22 protein-coding genes are annotated in these 24,726 nt (G+C 69.1%); 7 read left to right on the top strand and 15 right to left on the bottom strand.

Annotated elements, in window-relative coordinates; translation table 11 throughout:
• The first annotated feature begins 63 nt into the window (after positions 1–63).
• Entirely contained in the window at positions 64–1,032 is a 969-nt protein-coding gene (locus tag ACYSM9_RS13515; protein WP_461857473.1) for a DUF389 domain-containing protein, read from the top strand.
• On the opposite strand, the gene ACYSM9_RS13520 is transcribed toward ACYSM9_RS13515, so the two are convergent.
• The 4 genes from ACYSM9_RS13520 to ACYSM9_RS13535 all read right to left on the bottom strand — a co-directional run bounded on the left by ACYSM9_RS13520 (position 1,001) and on the right by ACYSM9_RS13535 (position 5,898).
• On the bottom strand, positions 1,001–2,128 hold the full coding sequence (locus ACYSM9_RS13520; protein ID WP_461857474.1) for a flavin-containing monooxygenase: 1,128 nt from the start codon (positions 2,126–2,128) through the stop codon (positions 1,001–1,003). The two genes, ACYSM9_RS13515 and ACYSM9_RS13520, sit on opposite strands and share 32 nt — an antisense overlap.
• Positions 2,125–2,472: a hypothetical protein gene (locus tag ACYSM9_RS13525; RefSeq protein WP_461857475.1), complete on the bottom strand. Its 348-nt coding sequence runs from the start codon at positions 2,470–2,472 to the stop codon at positions 2,125–2,127. Before ACYSM9_RS13525 ends, ACYSM9_RS13520 begins: the two co-directional genes overlap by 4 nt.
• Positions 2,473–2,565: 93 nt before the next feature.
• Positions 2,566–4,200, bottom strand: a complete 1,635-nt coding sequence (locus ACYSM9_RS13530; protein WP_461857476.1) for a LuxR C-terminal-related transcriptional regulator — start codon at positions 4,198–4,200, stop codon at positions 2,566–2,568.
• A gap of 174 nt (positions 4,201–4,374) precedes the next feature.
• Complete coding sequence (locus ACYSM9_RS13535; protein ID WP_461857477.1) at positions 4,375–5,898, bottom strand: ATP-dependent DNA ligase; 1,524 nt, start codon at positions 5,896–5,898, stop codon at positions 4,375–4,377.
• 63 nt (positions 5,899–5,961) lie between these two features.
• Between ACYSM9_RS13535 and ACYSM9_RS13540 the strand changes: the two genes are divergently transcribed.
• Complete coding sequence (locus ACYSM9_RS13540) at positions 5,962–6,564, top strand: dihydrofolate reductase family protein (protein ID WP_461857478.1); 603 nt, start codon at positions 5,962–5,964, stop codon at positions 6,562–6,564.
• Positions 6,565–6,648: 84 nt separating this feature from the next.
• On the opposite strand, the gene groL is transcribed toward ACYSM9_RS13540, so the two are convergent.
• The 3 genes from groL to ACYSM9_RS13555 form a co-directional block, all read right to left on the bottom strand.
• Positions 6,649–8,259 carry a chaperonin GroEL gene (gene groL / locus ACYSM9_RS13545; RefSeq protein WP_461857479.1) on the bottom strand — a complete coding sequence of 537 codons (1,611 nt, stop codon included), beginning with the start codon at positions 8,257–8,259 and terminating at the stop codon, positions 6,649–6,651.
• A gap of 79 nt (positions 8,260–8,338) precedes the next feature.
• Positions 8,339–8,632 carry a co-chaperone GroES gene (gene groES, locus ACYSM9_RS13550; protein ID WP_003805290.1) on the bottom strand — a complete coding sequence of 98 codons (294 nt, stop codon included), beginning with the start codon at positions 8,630–8,632 and terminating at the stop codon, positions 8,339–8,341.
• Positions 8,633–8,885: 253 nt separating this feature from the next.
• On the bottom strand, positions 8,886–9,266 hold the full coding sequence (locus ACYSM9_RS13555; protein WP_461857480.1) for a hypothetical protein: 381 nt from the start codon (positions 9,264–9,266) through the stop codon (positions 8,886–8,888).
• Positions 9,267–9,319: 53 nt separating this feature from the next.
• Between ACYSM9_RS13555 and ACYSM9_RS13560 the strand changes: the two genes are divergently transcribed.
• Positions 9,320–10,558 (top strand): THUMP-like domain-containing protein, encoded by a 1,239-nt coding sequence (locus tag ACYSM9_RS13560; protein WP_461857481.1) that lies wholly within the window; start codon positions 9,320–9,322, stop codon positions 10,556–10,558.
• A gap of 5 nt (positions 10,559–10,563) precedes the next feature.
• Here the strand turns inward: ACYSM9_RS13560 and ACYSM9_RS13565 are convergent, their stop codons facing one another.
• Positions 10,564–11,382, bottom strand: coding sequence for a shikimate 5-dehydrogenase (locus ACYSM9_RS13565; protein ID WP_461857482.1), 819 nt, complete (start codon positions 11,380–11,382; stop codon positions 10,564–10,566).
• Between the two features lie 86 nt (positions 11,383–11,468).
• Positions 11,469–12,917, bottom strand: coding sequence for a glycoside hydrolase family 3 N-terminal domain-containing protein (locus ACYSM9_RS13570; protein WP_461857497.1), 1,449 nt, complete (start codon positions 12,915–12,917; stop codon positions 11,469–11,471).
• Positions 12,918–13,291: 374 nt separating this feature from the next.
• On the opposite strand from ACYSM9_RS13570, the gene ACYSM9_RS13575 reads away from it, so the two are divergent.
• Positions 13,292–14,443 (top strand): glutamate--cysteine ligase, encoded by a 1,152-nt coding sequence (locus ACYSM9_RS13575; RefSeq protein WP_461857483.1) that lies wholly within the window; start codon positions 13,292–13,294, stop codon positions 14,441–14,443.
• A 78-nt stretch (positions 14,444–14,521) separates the two neighbouring features.
• On the opposite strand, the gene tsaD is transcribed toward ACYSM9_RS13575, so the two are convergent.
• Genes tsaD through ACYSM9_RS13605 form a run of 6 tightly spaced genes read right to left on the bottom strand, consistent with a single transcriptional unit; the run spans position 14,522 to position 19,772 of the window.
• Positions 14,522–15,613: a tRNA (adenosine(37)-N6)-threonylcarbamoyltransferase complex transferase subunit TsaD gene (tsaD, locus tag ACYSM9_RS13580; protein ID WP_461857484.1), complete on the bottom strand. Its 1,092-nt coding sequence runs from the start codon at positions 15,611–15,613 to the stop codon at positions 14,522–14,524.
• Positions 15,610–16,092, bottom strand: coding sequence for a ribosomal protein S18-alanine N-acetyltransferase (rimI, locus tag ACYSM9_RS13585; protein WP_461857498.1), 483 nt, complete (start codon positions 16,090–16,092; stop codon positions 15,610–15,612). The genes tsaD and rimI overlap by 4 nt, the downstream gene beginning before the upstream one ends.
• 44 nt (positions 16,093–16,136) lie before the next feature.
• On the bottom strand, positions 16,137–16,808 hold the full coding sequence (gene tsaB, locus ACYSM9_RS13590) for a tRNA (adenosine(37)-N6)-threonylcarbamoyltransferase complex dimerization subunit type 1 TsaB (protein WP_461857485.1): 672 nt from the start codon (positions 16,806–16,808) through the stop codon (positions 16,137–16,139).
• Positions 16,802–17,392, bottom strand: coding sequence for a tRNA (adenosine(37)-N6)-threonylcarbamoyltransferase complex ATPase subunit type 1 TsaE (gene tsaE, locus ACYSM9_RS13595; protein ID WP_461857486.1), 591 nt, complete (start codon positions 17,390–17,392; stop codon positions 16,802–16,804). Before tsaE ends, tsaB begins: the two co-directional genes overlap by 7 nt.
• Positions 17,389–18,624, bottom strand: coding sequence for an alanine racemase (gene alr, locus ACYSM9_RS13600; RefSeq protein WP_461857487.1), 1,236 nt, complete (start codon positions 18,622–18,624; stop codon positions 17,389–17,391). The genes tsaE and alr overlap by 4 nt, the downstream gene beginning before the upstream one ends.
• 56 nt (positions 18,625–18,680) lie before the next feature.
• Positions 18,681–19,772 carry a carbohydrate kinase family protein gene (locus tag ACYSM9_RS13605; protein WP_461857488.1) on the bottom strand — a complete coding sequence of 364 codons (1,092 nt, stop codon included), beginning with the start codon at positions 19,770–19,772 and terminating at the stop codon, positions 18,681–18,683.
• Positions 19,773–19,859: 87 nt separating this feature from the next.
• Between ACYSM9_RS13605 and ACYSM9_RS13610 the strand changes: the two genes are divergently transcribed.
• From ACYSM9_RS13610 to ACYSM9_RS13620, 3 genes are all read left to right on the top strand, one after another.
• On the top strand, positions 19,860–21,278 hold the full coding sequence (locus ACYSM9_RS13610; RefSeq protein WP_461857489.1) for a family 4 glycosyl hydrolase: 1,419 nt from the start codon (positions 19,860–19,862) through the stop codon (positions 21,276–21,278).
• Positions 21,279–21,353: 75 nt separating this feature from the next.
• A complete protein-coding gene (mshA, locus tag ACYSM9_RS13615; RefSeq protein WP_461857490.1) occupies positions 21,354–22,619 on the top strand; it encodes a D-inositol-3-phosphate glycosyltransferase in 1,266 nt (421 codons plus the stop codon).
• A 94-nt stretch (positions 22,620–22,713) separates the two neighbouring features.
• Positions 22,714–24,390 carry a formate--tetrahydrofolate ligase gene (locus tag ACYSM9_RS13620; RefSeq protein WP_461857491.1) on the top strand — a complete coding sequence of 559 codons (1,677 nt, stop codon included), beginning with the start codon at positions 22,714–22,716 and terminating at the stop codon, positions 24,388–24,390.
• Positions 24,391–24,726: the final 336 nt, after the last annotated feature.

Below are 24,726 nucleotides of genomic sequence, written 5' to 3' on the forward strand. Positions count from 1 at the left end.
CGCACGGGCGGCAGGCGAGGCGAATCAAACTATGCTGGGCCCAACCAGGGAAAGGGAGCCGGAGTGATAGTCCAGGTGCGCATCTACGTCCCCGAAGAACTGTCGGAAGTGACGCTCCGGACCTGCCGGGAGCAGGAGGGAACCGCCGAGGTGGCGCTGGTTCCCGGCGCCTCGGTGGTACCCGAAGGTGACCTGATCGAGGTCCAGATCCCCAGGGAGTCCGTGGAGGAACTGCTCGAGAAACTCGAGGTCCTGAAAGTGCAGGAGGCCGGCTCGATTGTCGTGTCGATGCCTGAACTGGTGCTGTCGCGCAGGGCCGACGACGCGGAACTGGCAGCGCCGGGCGACGGTGCTGACGCTTTGATCTGGGAGGAGGTGTCCCGGCAAACGGGCGAGGATTCGAGGCTGACCTGGTCCTACCTGGCGTTCCTGGTGCTGGCCACGCAACTGGCGGCGATCGGCATCGTGAACGACTCCCCCATTGCCATCGTCGGGGCCATGGCCGTGGGCCCCGAGTTTGGTCCCCTGGCCGCCCTCGCGGTGGCGCTGGCGCGGCGGCAGTGGGCACTCGGCCGACGCGCCGCCCTGGCGCTGGCCGTGGGGTTCCCGGTCGCCATGCTGCTGGCCGCCCTGACAGCATGGCTCTCGGTTCCCCTCGGGCTCTTCCCCCGCAACGCGCTGGACACCGGGTCCGCCGTCGAATTCATCTACCACCCCGGGCCCTACTCGCTGATCGTCGCCGTGCTGGCCGGCACGGCCGGGATGCTCTCGGTCATCGGCCGGCGTTCCGCGGCCCTGATCGGCGTCTTTATCTCGGTCACCACCGTCCCGGCCGCCGGTTATGTCGCCGTAGCCCTGGTGCTGGGTGAATTCCAGAAGGCAGCGGGTTCCGCGTTGCAGCTTTTGCTGAACCTGGTGGGCATCGTCGCCGCCGCCGTCGCGGTGCTCCTCTTCTACCGGGTGGTCACCAAACGGCTGCCGGAGTCCACGGCCCGCACGCTCAGGCGGCAGCTGCGGCGGACCCGGGACTGACCGGGGCCTCCGCGGCCGGCGCCCGCCGGGGCATCGTCCGGGCCAGGTACCGTGCGTCGCGGCCCGCCCCGGGCAGCGTGGCGGAGGCGGCGGCGTAGAGGAATTCCTGGCCCAGGAAGAACAGCCCGGGCGTATCGAGGGCGGCGCCGCGGTGTTGGCGTGGCAGCGCGCCGCCGTCGAGCAGCGCGGGGTCGATCCAGCTGAAGTCATCCCGGAAGCCTGTGCACCAGATGACATTGGCGGGATCGAGCCGCGTCCCGTCTGCAAGGACCGGCTTCCCTTCCTCCACGCCGGCAACCCGCGGCACCAGTTGCACGCCCGCTGCGGCCAAGTCCTTGGTCCTGGTCCTGATCAGGGGCGCGGCGTGGGCCTTGAAACCGGGGGCGGCCTTGCGTCCCACGGGGGTTCCGAGGGTGAGTACGTGCAGGCCGAGGAAGCGCACCACGGGCAGGGCGTAACGTGCAGCGGCCCGGCCGTGCTTCACCGGCAGCTCACCGGCCGGCTTGCCGGCAACGGTGGTGGGATGTGTCCTGCTCACTTCGAGGGCGATCTCGGCCCCCGAGTTCCCCAGCCCCACCACCAGGACCGGGCCGTCCTGCAACTGCCCGGGATTCCGGTACCCGCCGGAATGGAACTGGACTATTGCGGGCGAAAGGTCCGCCGCATAACCGGGAATCCTGGGGACCTGGCTCACCCCTGTGGCCACAACGGCGTTCCGAGCCTCCCAGCGGCGGCCATTGGAGACGGCCACAAAGCAGCCGGATTCGCGCCAGAGGCGCTCCACCCGGATGCCGTGGACCACGGGGAGGCTGTTCCTCGCGGCATAGTCTTCCAGGTAGTCCGCCACCTCATCCTTGGTGGGGAAGGACAGCGGATCCCCCGGGAACGGTTGGCCCGGAAGGCCGTCGTACTTTGCGGGGGTGAACACCCGCAACGAATCCCACCGCTGGCGCCAGGCATCGCCCGTGCGCGGGTTCGCGTCGAGGATGACGAAGTTCCGGTGCTGCTCCTGCAGGTGGTGCCCCAGGGTGAGGCCGGCCTGGCCCCCTCCGATGATCATCGTGTCCAGCATGCCGGTCACGCCGTTGCTGTTCATGGCTGTACTCCTGTTCCACGTGGTCGGGTTTCTGTTCCTGAACCTCCGGGATGCCAGGCCTGTCCCCCGCCGGCGGCAGCGGGGCCGGGGACCCGGTAACGCAACCACCAGGCGAGCATCAGCCCGGACGCCAGGACGTAGGCGACGTGCAGCGCCCAGATGGGACCTGGCGGCAGTTGGAACACGTAAATGGAATGCACGGCGTTGGCGACGTTTGTCAGCAACAGGTTCGCCAGGCTGTACGACGCCAGGTTGTGCGTGCGCGCCGCCTTGACCAGCATGGGCAGCATTCCGAGCGCGAAGAGCACCGAGGAAACAGTGCCGGCGATGAGCGGGAGGTTCATGCTTTGAGGCTAGGTGGACTGCCCCACGCTCCGCGTCGGGCAAATTATGCAACTGTCCGGCAGGCGCTGATGGGTCATTGTGTGCAGTCCCTGTCAGCCCGCGATTCCCTGTTCGAACGCGTACCTGGTGGCCGCCGCCCTGGAGGTGAGGCCAAGCTTCAGGAAGATGTTGCTGATGTGCCGGGCCACCGTCTTCTCGCTGAGGAACAACGCGGCGGCGATGGCACGGTTTCCTTGGCCGGACGCGACGAGCCGGAGCACGTCGATTTCCCGCGGCGTCAAGGGCCCGGGGGTGCCGCCGTCGTCTTTGCGCAAAAGGGAAGCCGTCCAGGCTGCTGCTGGGGCCGCCCCCAACTCCAGGAACTCCGCGTGGGCCGCCTCAAATTCCATCCGTGCCGATGTTTCGTCGCCGAGCTCCAGGCATGCCCGCCCAACGAGCGTCCTGCAGCGCGCGGCTTCATACGGCACCTCAAGGCCACGCCAGAGGTGCCAGGCCTCCCGCAGGGCACGTGACGCTCCGGCGGGGTCGCCTTCGGCCAGGCTCACCGCGCCGTCTGCGTGCCGGGCGAGTGCGCGGACCATGGGCATGGGGCATTCGCCGGCGAAGCGGACCAGGTCCTCTGCACCCTGGCGGGCGGCGGAAAGATCCGGCACGGCCAGTTCGATCTCCACCAGGGCGGGCAGCAAATGGCGCCGGGTGGCCGTGTCTGCCAGCGCGGACGCCCGGCGGATCATGGCCTGCGCCCGCAATGCTTCCCCCCGGGCCAGCCAGAGAAGGGCAAGGCCCGGCTGCGGTTCGTAGCCGCTGCGGGCCGCCTCCCTGTAGGAAGCTTCAGACTCTTCCAGCTGGCCAGTCAGCCGCTGCACCTCACCTTGCTGGTAGTAGCCGCCGTACAGTGCCTGGGGGTCGCCGCCGGCGGACCGCTCCTGCGCCGCCCGTGCGGCCGCCAGCGCTTCGGACCACGCCCCGTGCTGCCGGAAAAGCTCCGCGCGGTGGGCCTGGCACTGGCCGCTGAAGGCAACCATGTCCGGCCGGGCGCGGCACCAGCTGTCCAGGGCTGCCGTCCACTGCAGTGCCCGTTCCAGGTCGAAGGCCACATGGCAGTTCCCGATGACGGCGCAGTACGCGATGCCGGACGGCACGGCGGAGAGTTCCCCGGCGGTTACCGCCACCATCACTTCATCGAACATCTGCAGGCCCTCCCCGGCGCGGCCCAGTGCCAAGGTGGCCTGGCCCGATCCGAGCAGGGACAGCGCGGCAAGATCCTTGTCCTGGAACCGCTGGGCAATCTTCCCCATCCGGGTAAACAGCTGCAGGGCTGTCTGCGGATCTCCGCCGTACAGCTTGCCAAGGGCCGCTGGAATGAGCAGGAAACCCTCCACGGCATCCGGTTGGGGAAGTTCGTCCACCAGCCGTTGCCCGCGTGCCAGCCACCCGGCGGCACGGGCGTTCTCGCCCCTGTTCATGAGGTGGATCGCCATCCACGCAGCGCAGCGTGCCGCTCCGGCGATGTCACCCACCACCAGGTACTCCTCATGGGCCCGCGTGAGCGACTCAAGGCCGCTGCCAGCGCTGCCCGTCAGGATCTCCGCCGTCGCAAGCCGCTCAATATCAGCCGCCGGCAGCCCGCCACGCTGGTCCGCGTCCCGGAAGCTTTCGAACGCATCGGTCCAGCGGTGCTCGCGAAAGGCCGACCGGCCCTGGTCAATGCCCGTCTCCGCCGACACCCCGGCCTCCTTCCGCATCCCTCTCCACCTGGCCGCCCGCCGTCGTGCAGGTCACAACCCGTGCAGGCGACGCAAACCTGCGCACGCTTCATCCCAGCATGCTTAAGCGCCACCGTACGCCCGCGGTACAGGCGGGACAAGCAGCCTGCAGCTGCTGGTCCCGCATGGTTTCGGCTACCCCCGCAGGAGCGCGCGAAGGGTCTGGATGGTGTCCGCCCCAGCTGCGGCTTTGTCGTCGCGGTAGCGTTTCACCCTGGCGAACCGGAGGGCGATGCCACCCGGATAGCGCGGCGACTGCTGCACCCCGTCGATGGCCACCTCCACCACTGTGACCGGCTCCACCCAGACCGTACCGGCCGTGCGCCGCACCTCCAGCTCCTGGAACCGTTCGGTCTGCCAGCGCAGCAACTCGTCCGTCAGGCCCTTGAACGTCTTGCCCACCATCACGAGGGCACCGGGTTCACCGAATTCCCCTTCCGGGTCGAGGGCGCCAAGGTGCAGGTTGGACAGCATCCCGGTGCGCCGGCCCGAGCCCCATTCGCAGGCGAGCACCACCAGGTCGTAGGTGAGCACGGGCTTGACCTTGACCCAGTTCGAACCACGCCGCCCCGCAGCGTAGACGGACTCCACCGCCTTCACCACCACTCCCTCATGGCCTGCGGCCAGCGCATCCCGGGACACCCGTTCGGCGACCGCCGGGTCCGCAGTGATTTCGCCCGGAATCCGGTGCGCGGGAGCGATCCGTTCAAGCACGCCGATCCGCGTGGACAACGGCTCGTCCAGCAGGTCGCGCCCGTCGATATGGAGCACGTCGAAGAACCAGGGGTGCAGGACGGTGGTGCGCGCGGCGTCCGCGCCGAACCGGGACATGGTCTCCTGGAACGGGCGCGGCCCGCCGTCCTCGTCCAGGGCCAGCGTCTCGCCGTCGAGGATCACGTCGCGGACGGGCAATGCGCGCACCACCTCCACTACCTCCGGCAGCCGGTGCGTCACCTCGGCGAGGTTCCGGGTGTAGATGCTGACGTCATCGCCGGTCCGGTGCACCTGGATGCGTGCGCCGTCGAGCTTGTATTCCACCGAGGCCTCCCCCGTGGCCGCCAGGGCTTCGCCCGCGCTGGCGGCGGTTGCGGCAAGCATGGGCTGGACGGGACGGCCGACCACGAGGCCGACGGCGTCCAGTTCGTCCGCTGTGCCCGTGAGGGCAAGCAGTGCCGTACCGCCGAGGTCACCCGAAAGCATGGCCGCGCGGCGCACGGCGTCCACCGGCCGGTCTGCGGCGCGGGCAACGGCATCAGTCAGGACGCCTTCCAGGGCGCCGGTCCGGAGTTCCCCAAGGAGCACTCCGGCAATGAATCCCTGCTCGCGCGCCGTGGCTGCGGCCATCAGTGCACGGAGGATGGCCGTGCGCTCCGCCGCGGACCCGGCTCCGGACGTGGCAAGCAGCCTGTCCAGTGCAGTGTCAAGGTCGCCCACCGTTAGGCTGGGCGCAGCGGCCGGTTCGCCTTTGACCGCCGCGATGCCGCGCCAGCCGACGCCCACGCGGCCTTGCCGCGGTTTGGCAGTGAGCAGGCCGACCGCCATCGGGATCTCCGCGGGCTCAAGACGGCGCAGAACGCCGGCAAGGGCCTCGACCTTTGCCAGCCGCGACCGGGTCGAGGCGACGGCTTCGGTGGTTTCCACAAGCTCGTCGAGCAGCATGCCACCAGTCTGCCACGCCCGCCGGCACTGGACAGGGCTGGTGCCCGGTTCCACAATGGGCGGATGGGGATCATCGTCGCGAACCTGTTTATCACCCTCGACGGCGTCTACCAGGCCCCCGGCGGCCGCGAGGAAGATACCGAGGACGGGTTTTCCTTTGGCGGCTGGCAGGCGCCGGTGTCCGACGAGGAGGCTGCCGCATCCATCGGGGCCGAGATCAGCCGGATTGATGCGCTGCTCCTTGGCCGGAAGACCTACGACATTTTTTCGTCGTACTGGCCCCACCAGTCCGGTGAGATTGCCGACGTCCTCAACCGGGTGCCCAAATTCGTTGTCTCCGGCACCCTGGCAAACGCGGACTGGGCAGGCACCACTGTCCTGCCGGATGCCCAGGCGGCTGGCAGGCTCCGCGGGCAATACGGGCAGATCCACATGTTCGGCAGCGGCGCCCTGATCCGTTCCCTGCTGTCGGCGGACGTCCTGGACCGCCTGAACCTCTGGCTTTACCCAGTGGTCCTTGGCCAGGGCAAGCGCCTCTTCGACACCGGGACGGTCCCCGCCACCTTCCGCCTCGCCGAGCCGGCACGCAGCTTCCCCAAAGGATCCGTATCCCTGGTGTACGAACCCGCCGGAGACGTCCAAACACTGGAGATGGACGCAGGCTAGCCCCACTGTCCACTAACGCAGACACCAAAAAACCGGCCCAGCAAAGCTGGACCGGTTTCTTGTTTATTCAGGAAACGTGCATCGTCAGTGGCTGTGGCCTGCGTGCTCGTCCTCTTCGGCGGGCTTCTCCACGACCAAGGTCTCGGTGGTGAGAACCAGGGCGGCGATGGAGGCCGCGTTGCGGAGGGCTGCACGGGTGACCTTGACGGGGTCGATGACGCCCGCCGCGATCAGGTCCTCGTACTCGCCGGACTTGGCGTTGAAGCCGTTGTTGGTTTCGAGCTCGGCCACCTTGGAGGTAACCACGTAGCCGTCGAAGCCGGCGTTCTGGGCGATCCAGCGCAGCGGCTGGACCAGGGCCCGGCGGACAATGCCGACGGCAGCCGCGGCGTCACCTTCGAGTGCGTTGACGGCAGCGTCCTCGTCCAGTGCCTTGAGGGCGTGGATGAGGGCGGAACCGCCGCCGGCCACGATGCCTTCTTCGAGGGCAGCGCGGGTGGAGGACACGGCGTCCTCGATGCGGTGCTTCTTCTCCTTCAGCTCAACCTCGGTGGCAGCGCCAACCTTGATGACGCCGATGCCGCCGGCCAGCTTGGCCAGGCGCTCCTGGAGCTTTTCACGGTCCCAGTCGGAGTCGGTGCGGGTCAGCTCGGCGCGCAGCTGGGCAACGCGTGCCGCTACGTCCTCGGCCGAACCGGCGCCGTCCACGATGGTGGTGTTGTCCTTGGTGACGGTGATGCGGCGGGCGGTACCGAGCACCTCGAGGCCAACGGTGTCCAGGCTCAGGCCCAGTTCCGGGGAGACAACCTGTGCGCCGGTGAGGGTGGCGATGTCCTGCAGCATGGCCTTGCGGCGGTCGCCAAAGCCGGGAGCCTTGACTGCAACGACGTTCAGGGTGCCGCGGATGCGGTTGACGATCAGGGTGGACAGGGCCTCGCCCTCAACGTCCTCGGCGATGATGAACAGCGGCTTGGACGCCTGCAGTGCCTTCTCGAGCAGCGGCAGGAATTCCTGGATGGAGGAGATCTTGCCCTGGTTGATCAGGATGAGGGCGTCCTCGAGGACTGCTTCCTGGCGCTCTGCGTCGGTGACGAAGTACGGGGACAGGTAGCCCTTGTCGAACTGCATGCCCTCGGTGAGGACCAGTTCGGTCTGGGTGGTGGAGGACTCTTCGATGGTGATCACACCATCCTTGCCCACCTTGCCGAAGGCCTCGGCGAGCAGTTCGCCGATTTCGTCGCTCTGGGCGGAGATGGCGGCAACGTTTGCCACCTGGGTGCCCTCGACGGGGCGTGCGTTCTCCAGCAGGCGGGCGGCCACGGCCTCAACCGCAACTTCGATGCCGCGCTTGATCTGGCCGGGGGCAGCGCCAGCTGCAACGTTGCGCAGGCCTTCCTTGACCAGGGCCTGGGCCAGGACCGTCGCGGTGGTGGTGCCGTCACCGGCAACATCGTTGGTCTTGGTGGCTACTTCCTTGGCCAGTTGCGCGCCAAGGTTCTCGTAGGGGTCGTCAAGCTCGACTTCGCGGGCGATGGTGACGCCGTCGTTCGTGATGGTGGGTGCGCCCCACTTCTTGTCCAGGACGACGTTGCGGCCACGCGGGCCGAGCGTCACCTTGACGGTGTTGGCGAGCTTATCGATGCCGGCCTCGAGGGCCCGGCGGGCAGCGTCGTCAAACGCAAGCTGCTTTGCCATGGTTTTGTCCTTTCAAAGACAGAAACCCCGCACTGCCGGCCAGCATAAGCGTGGCCGGCGGCACGGGGATCCGAAAGAGTTACTTGACGACGATCGCCAGGACGTCGCGGGCGGACAGCACGAGGTACTCGGTGCCGCCGGTCTTGACTTCGGTTCCGCCGTACTTGGAGTAGATGACGACGTCGCCGACGGCTACGTCGACCGGAACGCGGTTGCCATCTTCGAAGCGGCCGGGGCCTACTGCAACAACTTCGCCTTCCTGCGGCTTCTCCTGGGCGGAGTCCGGGATGACCAGGCCGGAAGCCGTGGTCTGCTCGGCTTCGAGCGGGCGGACAACAATACGATCCTCAAGAGGCTTAATAGAGACCGACACTCGGACCTCTCCTTTTCGTCAGCAAATTCGTGGACTGGAAAGCTTTCCGCCGTAGCTGGCAAACCGTCGTCGCGGTGCCGGCAGCAGCCTGGCTGGCAGCTCTTCATGTGTTAGCACCCTCCTAGGGAGAGTGCTAATGAAGACTCTATGTAAGGGTTAGCACTCGGTCAAGGTGAGTGCCAACGTTTCGTTGTGGGCGTACCCGCTTTGTGAGGATTTACGACGACGGCGGGCCCGCACGTGGTGCCCGGCGCTACCGGCCCAGGTCGTCGAAGTGGACGTCCTCGCCGCCCTCGGCGTCACCTTCGCCCTGGCCCCGCCCGCGGAAGAGCACCCACCCGGCCGCCGCTGCGGCGAGCACCGCGGTAACGAGGAAGAAAATGCTGCCTGCCCGGGCGCCGTCGTACAGCCCCCGGATGTCCCGCGCCTCCTGGGTGTCGTCGGTGATGTTGTTGCCGCCCACCGAATAGACGGTGGCGTTGAACGTGTCCAAAAGGAAGATGATCACCAGCAGCGCAACGCAGACCACGGCCACCACGGCGGCGGCGATCAGCACGGGGCGGGCGAACCGGGCAAACCCCCGGGGCGTGGGCCGCTGTTCGCCGGCGGGCCCGGAGGCTGCGTTGTCTTCCATGCCGTCAACACTATCGGCATCCCGGCGCACGCTCCTCCACTAGGCTGGAACCCATGGCTCACGCTCCCCAGGACCAGACTGCACAGGACCAGATCGCACCGCTGCTGACCCCCGAAGGATGGGACCTGCTGGCGTCCCTGGGCCCGTACCGCGACGAGGATTCCTACGCGCTCAACGCGGCCCTGCGCAAGGCCGGACACCCGGCCGGACTGGTCTCCGCTGTCCTGACGCAATCGAGGCTTCGGACCAGGGCGCAGGCGAAGTTCGGCGAGTTCGCCAGCCAGATGCTCTTCACCCAGGCCGGCCTCGAGCAGGCCACACGGCTGAACGTGGCCGCCCACCACGCCAAGCGGTTCGCCGCGGCCGGGATCAGCCACGTGGCGGACCTGGGCTGCGGCCTCGGCGCCGACTCGCTGGCGCTGGCCTCCCTGGACGTGGCCGTCACCGCCGTCGACACGGACGAAACAACCGCGGCGTGCGCCACGGTGAACCTCATCCCGTTCCCCAACGCCACGGTGCTGCACGCCGATGCCGCGGCGGTTCCGCTGGAGGGTATCGACGGCGTCTGGCTGGATCCCGCCCGGCGTGTCACCTCCACGTCCGGTACTAAACGGATCTGGGACCCGGAGGCGTTCTCGCCGCCGCTGTCCTTCGTGGAGCAGCTGGCGGCATCAGGAAAAGCCGTGGGCGTCAAGATGGGGCCGGGCATGCCGCACGACTCGGTGCCCGGCGGCTGCGAGGCCCAGTGGGTGTCCGTGGCCGGCGACGTCACCGAGGTCACCCTGTGGTTCAACGCGGTGCGCCGGCCCGGCGTCCGGCGCGCCGCCCTGGTCCTGGGCGCCTCGGGAGCGGCGGAGCTGACCAGCGGAGACGACTTCGGCGCCGGCCCGCAGGCCCCGGTGGGGCCGGTGGAAGGCTACCTGTACGAGCCGGACGGGGCCGTGATCCGGGCAGGCCTGGTGGCCGACGTAGCGCTGCAGCTCGGCGGGCACCTGGTGGATGAGCACATCGCCTACATCTGCGCGCCGGAGCTGCGGGACACGCCCTTCGCCCGGGCCTACAAAGTGGTGGACGTGATGCCGTACAACGTCAAGGCCCTCAAAGCCTGGGTGAAGCAGGAGGGCATCACCGTCCTGGACATCAAGAAGCGCGGCACCGCGGTGACCCCGGAGGAGCTGCGGAAGCAACTGCTGCCCGGAGGGAAGAACGCCAAGAAGGGCGGCCGGACGGCCACCCTGGTCCTGACCCGCATCGGTGAGGACCGGGTAGCCATCGTGATGGAACCCGTCTAGCGGCCCTACTGGGCGCGCATGAACTCCTCGGCGGCCCGCACCTGCTCCGGCGTGGGTGTGACGCCCGTGTAGAGGACGAACTGCTCCAGCGCCTGGATGGTGGCCACCTCCGCTCCCGTGATCACGGGTTTGCCGGCTGCGCGGGCAGCCTTGACCAGCGGCGTCTCGGCTGGCAGCGCCACCACGTCGAAAACCACGCGCGCCGCGTCAATGGCCTCCGCAGGGAAGGACAGTGCGTCCGCTTCCGCTCCCCCGGCCATGCCGATGGGGGTGACATTGATGATCAGGTCGGCCGTCCCGCCGTCGAGCGCGGCACGCCACTGGAACCCGTACTGGTCAGCGAGCGCCCGCCCGGCAGCCTCGTTCCGGGCGATCACGGTGACGTCCTTGAAGCCGGCGTCCCGCAAAGCGGCCACCGTGGCCTTGGCCATGCCGCCCGCGCCCTGGACCAGCACGGAGTAACCGGTGGGGACGTTGTTGGATGCCAGGAGCTGCTCGATCGCCGTGTAGTCGGTGTTGTACGCCTTGAGGTGCCCGTCCGCGTTGACGATGGTGTTGACCGAGTCGATGGCCTTGGCTGACGGGTCCATCTCGTCCACCAGGGCGATGACGTCTTCCTTGTACGGCATGGAAATGGCGCATCCGCGGATTCCCAGGCCCCGCACGCCGGCGATGGCCTGCTCCAGGTTGGTGGGGGCGAACGCCTTGTAGATCCAGTTCAGGCCCAGCTGTTCGTACAGGTGGTTGTGGAACCGGGTCCCGTTGTTGCTGGGGCGGGCCGAGAGCGAGATGCAGAGGGTCATGTCTTTATTCAGAATGGGCACCTGACCATTAAAGCGGTCCACCCAACTGAGTAGCGCCAACTGTCGTTCTGACGCGTCGAAACGCCAGTTCGCGCTACCTCCTTGGGTCAACCGCAGCCGGTACCTGCGGGATAGGGCCCGACGGCGGCTGGCAGCTTCCCGCGCGCCGGCGCCTTCCCGGCGAGCACGGCGGCCAGCGCGTCGAAGGCGGTGTCACTGCGGCCGTACAGCGCCAGCTTCACCGGCGCGCCGGAGTCCTGAAGCGGCCACGGCGCGTCGAGGGCGACGGCGATGTCCCCGCCGGCCGGCTTTCCGCCGTACCCGATGAGGCTCACAAGCGGCCCGGATCCGACGGCCAGGCCGGCACGGCGGGCAGCGGCCTCGAAGCGTTCCTTGTCCCCCGGTCCCCCGCCCTCGACGCGAACAGCACCGGGGACCATGGCACCCGTGCAGGGACCGGCCAGGACAGTGATGGCCGACGCCGACACCCGGGCGGACAGGGCCGCGCCACTTCCCGCCGGGGCGCCTGCGCCCGCAGTCCCCGCCGCGGCCGGGGTCCGGGCGTGCCAGGTCATCAGGGTCGCCACCCGCCGGGCGGCCTCGTCCAGGCGTGCCGCGGGAAGGCTGCCGGAGGCCAGCGCCTGGAGGATCGCCGCGTGCGCCTGCTCCACGTCGGCGGGCATCAGCAGCAGGTCGGCGCCGGCGGCCAGGGCCTTCACCGCGGCTGCGCCGGCCGGGTACTGGTTCTCCACCGCGCCCATGTTGAGCGCGTCGGTCACGGCGACTCCATTGAAGCCCAGGCCGCGCAGGGCCGCGTAGTTGGGCGCTGACAACGACGCCGGGACGCCGGGTTCCAGCGCGGGTACGGCGATGTGCCCGGTCATCGCGACCGGCAGCCCGGCGGCGGCCGCCGCTTCGAAGGGTTTCCAGTCCCGGGCCCGGAGTGCTTCGACGCTTGCAGGCTGGACGGGCAGGCTGAGGTGTGAGTCGGCGGTGACGGAGCCGTGCCCGGGGAAGTGCTTCACCACCGGCAGCACTCCGGCAGCCAGCATGCCCTGCGAGAACGCAACCCCCTGGGCGGCGGCCACGCCGGGGTCGGCGGACATGGACCGGGCGCCGATCGTGGGGTCCTGGGCGCCGACGGTGACGTCGGTATCCGGCGCAAAATCGAGGTTGAAGCCCAGGGGCACCAGCTCTCCTGCGACGCCCTTGCCGGCCTCCCGGGTCAACGCCTCGCTACCGGCAGCGCCGTAGCTCATCGGCGCCGGCCATTCCGTCAGCGGGGCGCCCAGGCGGGCCACCATGCCGCCTTCCTGGTCCACCGCGATGATCCCGGGCCAGGGCCGGCCGTCCGCGGCCGCGGCCTGCAGCAGCTTCCGGTTCAGGGCTCCCATGGCCCCGACGTCCACCTTTCCCTGCGGATCGCGCGGGACGTTGTCGCCCATGATGATGGAGCCGGCCAGGTGCAGGCGCTGGATAAGCGCCACCTGCGCATCCACCTGGTTGCCTTTGAAGGACGGAAGCAGGACCTGCCCGGCCTTCTCCTCCGGCGTCATCGCCGCAACAGCTGCGGCGGCGGCATCCTGGTCCCGCTGTTCGGGTCCCCAGCCCAGGGGCCGGGAACCGGGATCAGGCGAGGTGGACGCGGAAGGTGGTGCCGGCGTCGTCCGTGTTTCAGCGGAAGGGGACGCGCCCGTGGAAGGCGTGGACGACGGCGGGGCCGGGCTTGGGGAGGCAGTACAGGAGGCCAGTGCGAGGGCGGACAAGGCCAGGATTAGGGGGACGGATTGGGCCGGACTGTGACGCAGGTACTGGAACGGAGCCATCAATACGATGCTACCCCTGCACTAGACTTGGACCATCCGTTCGCCTGCCGGCTGCAGCCTGTGAGCGGCACCAGCCAGCGGCAAACCGGACAGTGAGGAAGCGTGTGAAGATCGACTTCGCGTCATCGAGGCAGTCAACCCTCGGTGTTGAATGGGAGCTTGCGCTGGTGGACGGGAAGACGGGCGAACTGGCGTCCGTGGCCAACCAGGTGCTCCGCGGCGTCGCGTCCCGCCATCCCGAACTCAACGAGGATGACGAGCATCCGCACATCAAGCAGGAACTGCTGCTGAACACCGTGGAACTGGTCACCGGCATCTGCGAAACCGCGGCCGAGGCCAAGGATGACCTGGCCCGGTCCGTGGCCGCCGTCCGGGAGATCACCGATCCCATGGGCGTGGAGCTGTTCTGCGCCGGCAGCCATCCCTTCAGCCCGCCGCAGCTTCAGCCGGTGACGGACAAGGCACGCTACGCCAAACTCATCGACCGGACCCAGTGGTGGGGCCGGCAGATGGTGATTTACGGCGTGCACGTGCACGTGGGCCTGGACAGCCGGGACAAGGCCCTCCCGGTGCTGGACGGCCTGGTCAACTACTTCCCGCATTTCCAGGCGCTCTCGGCCTCCAGCCCGTTCTGGGGCGGTGAGGACACCGGCTACGCCTCCCAGCGCGCCCTGATGTTCCAGCAGCTGCCCACCGCCGGCCTGCCGTTCCAGTTCACGTCCTGGGAAGAATACGAGTCCTACGTCCAGGACATGTTCACCACCGGGGTCATCGACACCATCTCCGAGATCCGGTGGGACATCCGGCCTGTGCCGGCCCTGGGCACCATCGAGATGCGCATCTGCGACGGCCTGGCCACGCTGGAGGAAGTGGGCGCCATCGCCGCCCTCACCCAGTGCCTCGTGGACGAGTTCTCCACCATCCTGGACAACGGCGGCACCATCCCCACCATGCCGCCGTGGCACGTCCAGGAGAACAAGTGGCGCGCCGCCCGGTACGGCATGGACGCCATCATCATCCTGGACGCGGCGGGGAAGGAGCAGCTGGTCACCGAGCACCTGTTGGAGACGCTGAACCGGCTCGAGCCGGTGGCGGCGAAGCTGCGCTGCTCCGACGAGCTCGCCGACGTCGAGAAGATCATCAGCCGGGGCGCCGGGTACCAGCGGCAGCGCCGGGTCGCCGCCGAGAACGGCGGGAACCTGCAGGCCGTCGTCCTGGACCTGGTCAAGCAGATGCGCAACGGCCCCACCGCCTGACCTGCTCCATCAGATATGGCCCCCAAACCGGTGGTTTAAGAGCCAAAACTGATAGAGCAACTGTGTGTTTCGCGGGGATCAGGCAGGGAGGGACACCGACGTCACGGGCATCGAGGAGTCCGGGGCGAAGCCGATCCCGCTGGGTTCCACACCGGCCATGACCAGCTGGGCACCGAGGGCCGCCACCATGGCACCGTTGTCGGTGCACAGGTCCAGCGGCGGAACATGCAGCCGGATTCCGGCGGACGCGCAGCGCTGCCCTGTCAGTTCGCGCAGGCGTGAGTTTGCCGCCACACCGCCGCCCAGCAGGACGTCCTTGATGCCGCGTTCCCTGCAGGCCAGGACGGCCTTGGACGAGATCACGTCCACCACGGCTTCCTGGAAGGCGGCAGCGATGTCGGCCACGGGGATTTCCTCCCCGCGGGCCTCGAACTGTTCCACGCACCGGGCCACGGCGGTTTTGAGGCCGCTGAAGGACCAGTCGTACCGGTGCGGGCCAGGTTCGTCGGCGGTTCCCATGTACTTGGGCTGGGTCAGGCCCCGAGGGAAGCGGATGGCCTTGGGGTTGCCGGTGCGGGCCATCCTGTCGATGGCCGGGCCGCCGGGATAGCCGAGGCCGAGGATGCGGGCCACCTTGTCGTAGGCCTCGCCGGCGGCGTCGTCGATGGTGGAGCCCAGGAGTTCCACGTCGCTGGTGATGCTGTTGATCTGCAGGATTTCGGTGTGGCCGCCGGACACCAGCAGGGCGCCGAGGTTGTCCGGCAGCACCTGCTTCCTGCCGTCCTCCCGGCCGTCCAGCAGTCCGACGCCGACGTGGGCCACCAGGTGGTTGATCGCGTACAGCGGCTTGCCGGTGGCCACGGCCAGGGCCTTCGCGGCACACACGCCCACCATGAGGGCACCGGCCAGACCGGGACCGGATGTGACGGCGATGGCGTCCACGTCGGCCAGTTCCACGCCCGCCTCCGCCAGCGCCTGCTCCAGCGTGGGGACGAACGCGTCCAGGTGCGCACGGGAGGCGATCTCGGGGATCACGCCTCCGAAACGCACATGCTCGTCCATCGAGGAAGAGACGGTGTTGGTGAGGAGGGCGGTGCCGCGGACAATTCCCACGCCGGTTTCGTCGCAGGACGATTCGATGCCGAGCACGAGGGGCTGCGTGCGGTTCATTGCTTGCCTGCTTCCGTCGTTTCCCCGGTATCCGGGGCGCCCGTGACCGGACTTTCCGCGAGCTGGAGCCGCATGATGAGGGCGTCCGCCCCGTCCCGGTAGTAGCGGCGGCGGACATGGATCTGTTCGAAGCCGAAGCGCACGTACAGATGCTGCGCACGGGGGTTGTCTGCGCGGACTTCCAGGAGCACCTCCGTTGCCCAGCGGCGCCGGGCTTCCGCAATCAGCATGGTGAGCAGGGCGGTGCCGATACCCCGGCCCTCGTAGTCAGGTACGACGGCGATGGTCTGCACGTCCGCGATGGGCTCGATGCACATCAGCCCGGCGTAGCCCACGATGCGGCCGCCGGTTTCCGCCACCAGGTAGCGGCGGGTTTCCGGCTGCGCGAGCTCGTCCAGGAACATCTGCAGCGGCCAGGCGTCGATGGGAAAGAGCTGCTGCTCGAGGGCTTCGACGGCCGGGACATCCTCGAACGTCATGTCCCGGACGGTCACGTCCGAGGGTCCGGTTCCAGGTGTTGCGCTCACAGGGCCCGCTTCCGTGGTCCGGGTACCTGCGCATCGGATTCGCGCAGGTACAGGGGGGTGGAGTCCAGCAGGGTGCCGCCGGATGCCAGCCGGGCGAGGGCGAACTGGCCAAGGTAGAGGGCGTCAGGCTGCTCCTGCGCGAAGTCCGGATCGGCTTTGAGGGCGTCGGGGTAGAGGCCGGCACCGGCGCCGAACGCGGGCAGCGCCGGCAGGTCCGCGGCGAACCCCACGTGCGGGCCGTCCTCCAGCAGCGGCAACTGGGCATCGCTGAGGCTGTAGCGTGCCCAGTAGACCTCCTTGCGGCGGGCATCGGTCACCACCAGGAATTCGGGAACCGCTGCGGTGGATTCGGCGACCTCCAAAGCCACCGCGTCCAGGCTCATCACGCCGTGCAGCGGTTTCCCCCAGACGAAGGCCAGGGTGCGCGCCGTGGCGATGCCCGACCGCAGCCCGGTGAAGGGTCCCGGTCCGACGCCCACCACTATGGCGTCGATGTCCTGGCCGGTGACGCCCGCCGACGCGAGCATTTCGTGGATTCCGGGGGCGAGGACCTCGGCGTGGCTTCGGGTGTCCTCGGTGGAGAAGTTGGCGACGACGCCTTCGGGGGCGTCATGGGACACCAGCGCGGCGCTGGCCACCGCCGAGGTGTCGATGGCGAGGATCAGCATGGGGCGCTCCCTTCCCGGACGTCCAGGTCCGGCGCGGCCGCCCAGCGCGGACCGTACCCGCGCATCACGATGGTGCGGGGTTCGTCGGTGTCGTCGGTGTCGAAGTCCAGGGTTCCGGGCTGTGCCTGGGCACCGGCACCGAGGCCAATGGCCCGGTGGAAGTCGATTTCCAGCCTGTTCTCGCTGAGGTGTTCCACACGGTCGTGGCCCCATTCGACCACGGTGACGGATGAGTCCATGGTGTTTTCGAGGTCGATGTCGTCGATCTCCGCGGCCGAGCCCAGCCGGTAGGCATCGACGTGTACCAGGTCGGGGCCACCGGGGCGGGGACCTTCGGGCAGGTTGGGGTGGATCCTGACCAGGACGAACGTGGGCGAGATGATGCCGGGGCGGACACCGAGCCCCTCCCCCAGGCCCTGCGTGAACGTGGTCTTCCCCGCCCCCAGCTCGCCGGACAGCACCAGGAGGTCACCGGCCTGCAGCACCCCCGCGAGGCGTTCGCCGAACGCCTGCGTCTGTTCCGCCGTCGTCGCTGCAAAGGACTTCTCCCAGTTGGGCCGGGCCGGCTGTGCTGGACCGCTCATGCCGCCCCCGCCCCGCCATGCACGGCGAGCCCGGCCCCGGCGGCGGCCGGATCGTCCTCGTTGATGAAGCGCCGCGGCACCCGGGGACTGATCCGGGTCACGATTTCGTAGTTGATGGTTCCGGCTGCCCGGGCCCAGTCGTCGGCGGTGGGGCCGCCGTCGGCACCGTCGCCGAACAGCACCGCCTCCGCACCGAGCAGCCCCTCTCCGGCGTGCTCGGCCCCCAGGTCGATGACCATCTGGTCCATGGCGATCCGCCCCACCACCGGGTAGGTCGTGCCCGCCACCCGGACCGGGCCCCCGGTGGCGACCCTCGGGACGCCGTCGGCGTAGCCCAACGGAATCAGTGCCAGGGTGCTCGGCCCGCTGGTGTGGTAGCGCAGGCCGTAGGAGACGCCCTGCCCCTCCGGGACGTCCTTGCACTGAGAAACCAGCGTGTGCAGCGTCATGGCGGGCCGGAGGCCAAGCTCGGCGGAGGTCTGCCCGTCGAAGGGCGAGAGCCCGTAGAGCCCCAGGCCCGCACGGACCAGGTCGAAGTGGGTATCCGGCCGGGAGAGCGTGGCCGGGGTGTTGGCAAGGTGGCGCACTTCCGGGTCCACGCCGGCGTCTTCAGCGATGGCAACCGCTTCCCGGAACGCGGCCACCTGCTGGTCCGTTTCGGGCCGTTCGGGTTCGTCCGCCACGGCCAGGTGGGAGAAGATGCCCACCACGCGAAGCAGGCCCTGGTCCTGGTATTCCACGGCTTCGCCCACCAGCCGGTCCCAGTCCTCCGGCGCGCACCCGTTGCGGCCCAGGCCGGTGTCCACCTTCAGGTGCACCCGCGCCGGGCGCTCCTGCTCCCGGGCCGCGGCCACGATGCGTTCCAGTTCCCACCCTGAGCACCCGATGTCGACGCCGGCGGCCACGGCGGCACCGAAGTTGCTGTCGGTGGTGTGCAGCCAGGCAAGCAGCGGCGCATCGATACCGGCGGCGCGCAACGCGAGGGCCTCGGAAATATGTGCGACGCCCAGCCAGGATGCGCCTGCCTGCAGGGCTGCGCGCGCCACGGGCACGGCGCCGTGGCCATAGGCGTCGGCTTTGACGACGGCCATGACTTTCGCGGGGGACGCCGCGGCCGCGAGCCGGCGGACGTTGTGGCGGATGGCATCCAGGTCGATCACGGCGGACCGTTCATGGCGGGGGTCGGGCCCCTGGGCAGCGCTGAAGTCACCGGTTGTTGCGGGGTAAGTCACCTAACTGATTCTAGTGCTGGCGCTTCCGGCCGAATAATCGCCGTCCCGGGCAGCGGTCAGGCGTCCGAAAGGTGCGCGATCGTGGCGGCTGCCCGGCGCTGGGCGGCGAGCGGAACATCCTGGAGGATCTCGGCCAGGAACGAGAAGCGCCGCAGCCACTGGCTGGTCTGCCGTTCCGGGCGGGCATTGGCGCGCTTCCACCAGTCTGCGATGTCACCCCAGCCCGGCGCCGCCAGCGAGCCGCCCACCTCCTGCACGGCCAGCGAGGCGCACAGGTTGGCGAACCGCAGCCGGTTCCCCAGCGGCCAGCCGGCGAGGGTCCCCACGATGAACGCGGCGTCGAAGCAGTCCCCGGCACCGGTGGGATCATGCGCCTTGACCGGCAGCGACGGAACCCACTCCTCCTCCCCCGTTTCAGAGTCGACGGCCATCGCCCCCTGCGCGCCGAGCGTCACCACGGCCACGGGGACACGGTCCGCCAGGGCGTAGAGCGCACTCCACGGGTTGTCCTTGCCCGTCAGGGCCATGGCCTCACGCTGGTTGGGCAGGAAGGCGTGGAAATACTGCAGGTTTTCGAGCCGCACGGGTGCCCACTCCCCGCTGGGATCCCAGCCCACGTCCCCGAACAGTTTCACCCCGGCCGCGTGAGCGGAGCGGGCCCAGGGTTCCACTTCCAGGCCCACCTCGGCGATGCCGGCGAGCGCCGGGGGCGGGTTGCCGATCAGTTCGGAACAGGTCACTGGCGCGGAGTGGCCGTGGGTCACCAGCGAACGGTCCTGGTCCACGCACAGCGACACCGTGACCGGAGAGTGCCAGCCCGGCACGCGCCGGGACAGGCTGAGGTCCACATGCTCCTGCCCGGAGAGGATCTTCCAGTTGAAGTCGCCGTATCCGTCGTCCCCGAACGCGGCGGCCAGCCCGGTCCGCAGCCCCAGCCTGGCCGCGGCGATGGCCTGGTTCGCCACCCCGCCGGGGCAGCTGCCCATCCCCTCGCTCCAGATTTCGGTGCCGGGCTCGGGGCCGTGCGGCAGCCCGGTGAAGATGATGTCCTGGAAGACCGTGCCGGCCAGCAGCACGTCGAATCCCGGCTCGGCCGGCGACCGGACGGCGGCCAGGGGATCGAACGGGCGGGCGGGAATCGCGTCCATGTTGGGCACAATACGCCGTGCCGGTGTCCTTCGGTAGGGGCCGTGGCGGCATCCGGGCTGGCCAGCGGCGGGCCTAGACTGCTGGGTATGCGGCTTCTGATTGCCGGCGGCGGAGGTTTCCGGGTGCCGCTGATATACCGGGCACTCGTGTCGGGCCGCTATGCCGGAATGGTCACCGAACTGGTGCTGCACGACGTCGATGCCGCCAGGCTGGATTCCGTCACCGCGGTGCTGCGCAGCATGCCGGGCGGACGCGGTCCGTCCCTGTCCGTCCACGCAACCACCGACCTTCCCGGGGCCCTGGCAGGTGCTGGCATGGTGTTCGCCGCCATCCGGCCCGGCGGTACCGCGGGCCGGGTTGCTGACGAAAAAGTGGCCCAGCGGCTGGGCCTGCTGGGGCAGGAAACCACAGGGGCCGGCGGCATTTCCTACGCGCTGCGGACCATCCCCCACATGCTGGAACTGGCGCGCTTGATGCGGGAACACTGTCCGGAGGCGTGGCTGATCAATTTCACCAACCCCGCCGGTATGGTCACCGAAGCGCTGATCCCGGTCCTTGGCCCGCGGGTGATCGGGATCTGCGACTCAGCGGGCGGCCTGGTGCACCGCGCCGCGCGTGCTGCCGGCCTGGCGTTGCCGGATGGACGGCTCGACGGCGTGGGCTACTACGGGCTGAACCACCTGGGCTGGCTGTACCGGCTGGAGTCCGGAGGCCGGAACGTGCTGCCGGACCTGCTCGCGGACGGCCCGGCGCTGCAGACGTTCGAGGAGGGCAGGCTGTTCCCGCAGGAGTTCCTGGCCGACCTCCGCCTGCTTCCCAACGAATACCTCTTCTATTACTACCGGCTGGAGGCTGCGCGGCAGTCCATGCAGGCCATGTCCCGGACCCGCGGCGAGACCATCCACGGCCAGCAGCAGGACCTCTACCCCCGGCTTGCCGCCGCCGGCGCAGAGGCCTACCGGCTATGGGATGAGGCGCGCCGCTCCCGCGAAGAAGGGTACCTGGCCGAGGCCCGCCGCGAGGGTGAACAGCGCGACGACGAGGACCTGGCCGGCGGCGGCTACGAGCGGGTTGCCCTGGCAGCCATGCGGGCGCTCTCCGGAAACCCGGCCGGCACCGGGGACACCCAGCTGGTCCTGAACACACGCAACTGCCTGCCGGTCCCGCCCAGGGATCCCGCGGCTGAAGAAGCCGCTCCCCAGCCCGCCATCCCCGGCCTGCCCGCGGACGCCGTCGTCGAAATTCCCTGCACCGTCACCCCCGCCGGTGCCGTCCCGCTGCCGCAGCAGGCACCGGCGGAACCGCAGCTCGGGCTGCTCCGGCGCGTCAAGGAGGTGGAGCGGCTCACCGTTGAGGCCGCAGCCGCACGGAACCGGGACGCAGCACTGGCGGCGTTCGCCCGGCATCCGCTGGTGGATTCGGACGACCTCGCCGCGAAGCTCCTGGCCGGCTACGAGGAAGCCTTCCCGGACCTGCGGAAGAGGTGGCAGGGCGGCGGGCGTTGAGGAAGGAGTAGTGTTTTATCGAATGTCCACTCAGCCGGTTCCGCTGACGCGCGCCGGTGGCCGGAAGGAGGTCCCGTGGCACTGATCCGCAGGGTCGCTTTGCTCTCCCTCCACACCTCCCCCATGGAGCAGCCGGGCTCCGGTGACGCCGGCGGCATGAACGTCTATATCCGTGAACTCGCCTCGGCGCTGGCGGAGGCCGGCGTGGAGGTGGAGATCTTCACGCGCGCCACCTCAGCCAGCCAGCCCGCCGTCGAACATCCCGATCCCGGGGTCTGCGTGCACAACGTCCTGGCCGGGCCGCCGAGGAAGATCCCCAAGGAGGAGCTGCCCGGGCTGCTGCACGCCATGGTGGCGGAGATCGAACAGATCCGGAGCCGCCAGCCGCACGGCCGCTACGACGTGATCCACTCGCACTACTGGGTGTCCGGGATCGCCGGGCTGGAGCTGTCCGAGCTGTGGGGCGTGCCGCTGGTGCACACCATGCACACCATGGCCAAGGTCAAGAACCTGCTGCTCGAGTCCGGGGAACAGCCCGAACCGCGGCGCCGCGAGATGGGTGAGCAGCACATCGTCGACGGCGCGGCGCGGCTGATCGCCAACACCAGTGCCGAAGCCGCCGAACTGGTGTCGCATTACGGCGCCACCTACGACCGCATCGACATCGCGCCGCCCGGCGTGGACCTGGGCACCTTCACCCCGGCGTTCCGGGCCAAGTCCCGTGCGGAGCACGGCGTCAGCACAGACACGTTCCACCTGGTGTTCGCCGGGCGGATCCAGCGCCTGAAGGGGCCGCAGGTGCTGGTCAAGGCCGCGGCGCTGCTGCGCCAACGCCGCCCCGACATCGACCTCCGGGTCACCATCCTGGGCTCGCTGAGCGGCAACAAGGAGTTCAACCTCCGGCGTTTGGTCGCCGAGGCAGGAATGGACGACGTCGTCACGCAGCTTCCGCCGGTGAAGGCACCTGAGCTGGCGTCCTGGTTCCGCGCGGCCGACGTGGTGGTGATGCCTTCCTTCAGCGAATCCTTCGGCCTGGTGGCGCTTGAGGCGCAGGCGTGCGGAACACCCGTGGTGGCCACCCGCGTGGGCGGGTTGTCGAGGGCGATCTTCCACGGCCGCACAGGGCTCCTGGTGGATGGCCACCACCCCGCGGACTGGGCGGACGCCCTGGAAGCGCTCTATGACGACCCCGCCACGCGCGAGGACCTGGGGCGGGCAGCCGCAATCCGCGCCCAGAACTCAGGCTGGCAGCGCACTGCCGCCATCACGCTCGAAAGCTACCATGCCGCCGTCGAGAACTTTGTGGCACCGCGCCTGGCTCCTGCCGTACCTGCGTCCTGAATTCCTTCATCCTCCGCCCCGGTGCTGTTAGCTTAGGGGCAGGTCTCCGGCGCCGTCCGTGGTGCACGGAAAGACTGCGCAGGAAAGGACAAGGATGTCTGCTCTTCCCACTGACCTTGAGATTGCCAGGGCCGCCCGGATCCGGCCTATCGGCGAGATCGCGGCCGCCGCCGGTGTTAACGCTGAGGCCCTGGAACAGTACGGCCGGTTCAAAGCGAAGATCGACCCCGCCAGGCTCGCTGCGCCGGCCCCGCACGGGAAGGTGGTGCTGGTTTCGGCCATGTCCCCCACCCCGGCCGGCGAAGGAAAATCCACCACCACCGTGGGGCTTGCCGATTCCCTGGCCCGCGCCGGGCACAAGGTGATGATCGCCCTGCGGGAGCCGTCGCTGGGCCCGGTCCTGGGGATGAAGGGAGGCGCCACCGGCGGAGGCTACTCCCAGGTCCTGCCCATGGATGAGATCAACCTGCACTTCACGGGTGATTTCCACGCGATCACCTCGGCGAACAATGCGTTGATGGCGCTGGTGGACAACCACATCTACCAGGGCAACGCCCTGAACATCGATCCGCGGCGGATGACGTTCAAGCGCGTCCTGGACATGAACGACCGCGCCCTCCGGGAGGTGGTCATCGGCCTCGGCGGCCCCACGCAGGGGGTGCCGAGGCAGGACGGGTTCGACATCACCGTGGCGTCCGAGGTGATGGCCGTCTTCTGCCTGGCCACTGACCTGGCGGACCTCCGCGAGCGCCTGGGCAGGATCACGTTCGGCTACACCTACGACCGGACTCCCGTCACTGTGGCCGACCTCGGCGTGCAGGGAGTTTTAACCCTGCTGCTGAAAGAGGCCATCAAACCCAACCTGGTGCAGACCATCGCCGGGACCCCCGCCCTGGTGCACGGCGGCCCGTTCGCCAACATCGCCCACGGCTGCAACTCCCTGATTGCCACCCAGACGGCCCGCCGGCTCGCGGAGATCGTGGTCACCGAGGCCGGGTTCGGGGCGGACCTGGGGGCGGAGAAGTTCATGGACATCAAGGCCCGCGTGGGCGGACTGGTCCCCTCTGCGGTGGTGGTGGTCGCAACGGTGCGTGCCCTGAAAATGCAGGGCGGGGTAACCAAGGACCGGCTGGGCCGGCCCGACATGTCCGCACTCGAAGCCGGGGTGGCCAACCTGCGCCGGCACGTGCGGAACGTGGAGAAGTTCGGCGTCACGCCCGTGGTGGCCATCAACCGTTTTTCCTCGGATACGCCGGAGGAACTCGACTGGCTGCTGGCGTGGTGTGCCGGCGAGGGCGTGCAGGCCGCCGTCGCCGATGTGTGGGGGCGCGGCGGCGGGGGCGACGGCGGCGACGAGCTTGCCGCGCTGGTGGCCCAGGCCGTGGAGCGGCTCACCAATTTCCGCCATCTGTACCCCCTGGAGCTGCCTGTGGAGGACAAAATCCGGACCATCGCCCAGGAGATCTACGGGGCCGACGGCGTGGACTTCTCGGTGCCGGCACTGAAGCGGCTGGCCGACATCGAGCGGAACGGCTGGGGCTCCCTGCCGGTCTGCATGGCCAAGACCCAGTACTCCTTCACCGATGACGCCTCCCGTCTCGGCGCCCCGAAGGGGTTCACCATCCATGTGCGCGACCTGCTGCCCAAAACGGGTGCCGGCTTCATCGTGGCCCTGACCGGTGCGGTGATGACCATGCCCGGCCTCCCCGCTGATCCTGCAGCCCTCAGGATGGACGTGGACGCCGACGGCAACCCGGTAGGCCTCACCTAACCCCCGCTCACCTTTGGCAGGCCTTCCCCAAACCCCCGCTCACCTCTGGCAGGCCTTCCCCAAACCCCCGCTCACCTTCGGCAGGTTTTCCCCAAACCCCCGCTCACCTTCGGCAGGCCTTCCCCAAACCCCCGCTCACCTCCGGCAGGCCCTCCCCAAACCCCCGCTCACCTCCGGCAGGCCCTCCCCAAACCCCCGCTCACCTTTGACGGACGTCGGCCAAAGTTCCGTTCTTGGACTGCAGGGGCTTGTGGATAACTCCGCGCACCTCCGGCAGGCCTTCCCCAAACCCCCGCTCACCTTTGACGGACGTCGGCCAAAGTTCCGTTCTTGGAC

Source organism: Arthrobacter sp. C152 (genome assembly GCF_054890965.1).

Coding starts and splice junctions, on each gene's coding strand:
- ACYSM9_RS13520 (WP_461857474.1), bottom strand. CDS start 2,128: ATGAACAGCAACGGCGTGACCGGCATGCTGGACACGATGATCATCGGA.
- ACYSM9_RS13525 (WP_461857475.1), bottom strand. CDS start 2,472: ATGAACCTCCCGCTCATCGCCGGCACTGTTTCCTCGGTGCTCTTCGCG.
- ACYSM9_RS13535 (WP_461857477.1), bottom strand. CDS start 5,898: ATGCTGCTCGACGAGCTTGTGGAAACCACCGAAGCCGTCGCCTCGACC.
- ACYSM9_RS13540 (WP_461857478.1), top strand. CDS start 5,962: ATGGGGATCATCGTCGCGAACCTGTTTATCACCCTCGACGGCGTCTAC.
- groL (WP_461857479.1), bottom strand. CDS start 8,259: ATGGCAAAGCAGCTTGCGTTTGACGACGCTGCCCGCCGGGCCCTCGAG.
- ACYSM9_RS13555 (WP_461857480.1), bottom strand. CDS start 9,266: ATGGAAGACAACGCAGCCTCCGGGCCCGCCGGCGAACAGCGGCCCACG.
- ACYSM9_RS13560 (WP_461857481.1), top strand. CDS start 9,320: ATGGCTCACGCTCCCCAGGACCAGACTGCACAGGACCAGATCGCACCG.
- ACYSM9_RS13570 (WP_461857497.1), bottom strand. CDS start 12,917: ATGACGCCGGAGGAGAAGGCCGGGCAGGTCCTGCTTCCGTCCTTCAAA.
- tsaD (WP_461857484.1), bottom strand. CDS start 15,613: ATGAACCGCACGCAGCCCCTCGTGCTCGGCATCGAATCGTCCTGCGAC.
- rimI (WP_461857498.1), bottom strand. CDS start 16,092: ATGACGTTCGAGGATGTCCCGGCCGTCGAAGCCCTCGAGCAGCAGCTC.
- tsaB (WP_461857485.1), bottom strand. CDS start 16,808: ATGCTGATCCTCGCCATCGACACCTCGGCGGTGGCCAGCGCCGCGCTG.
- tsaE (WP_461857486.1), bottom strand. CDS start 17,392: ATGAGCGGTCCAGCACAGCCGGCCCGGCCCAACTGGGAGAAGTCCTTT.
- ACYSM9_RS13605 (WP_461857488.1), bottom strand. CDS start 19,772: ATGGACGCGATTCCCGCCCGCCCGTTCGATCCCCTGGCCGCCGTCCGG.
- ACYSM9_RS13610 (WP_461857489.1), top strand. CDS start 19,860: ATGCGGCTTCTGATTGCCGGCGGCGGAGGTTTCCGGGTGCCGCTGATA.
- ACYSM9_RS13620 (WP_461857491.1), top strand. CDS start 22,714: ATGTCTGCTCTTCCCACTGACCTTGAGATTGCCAGGGCCGCCCGGATC.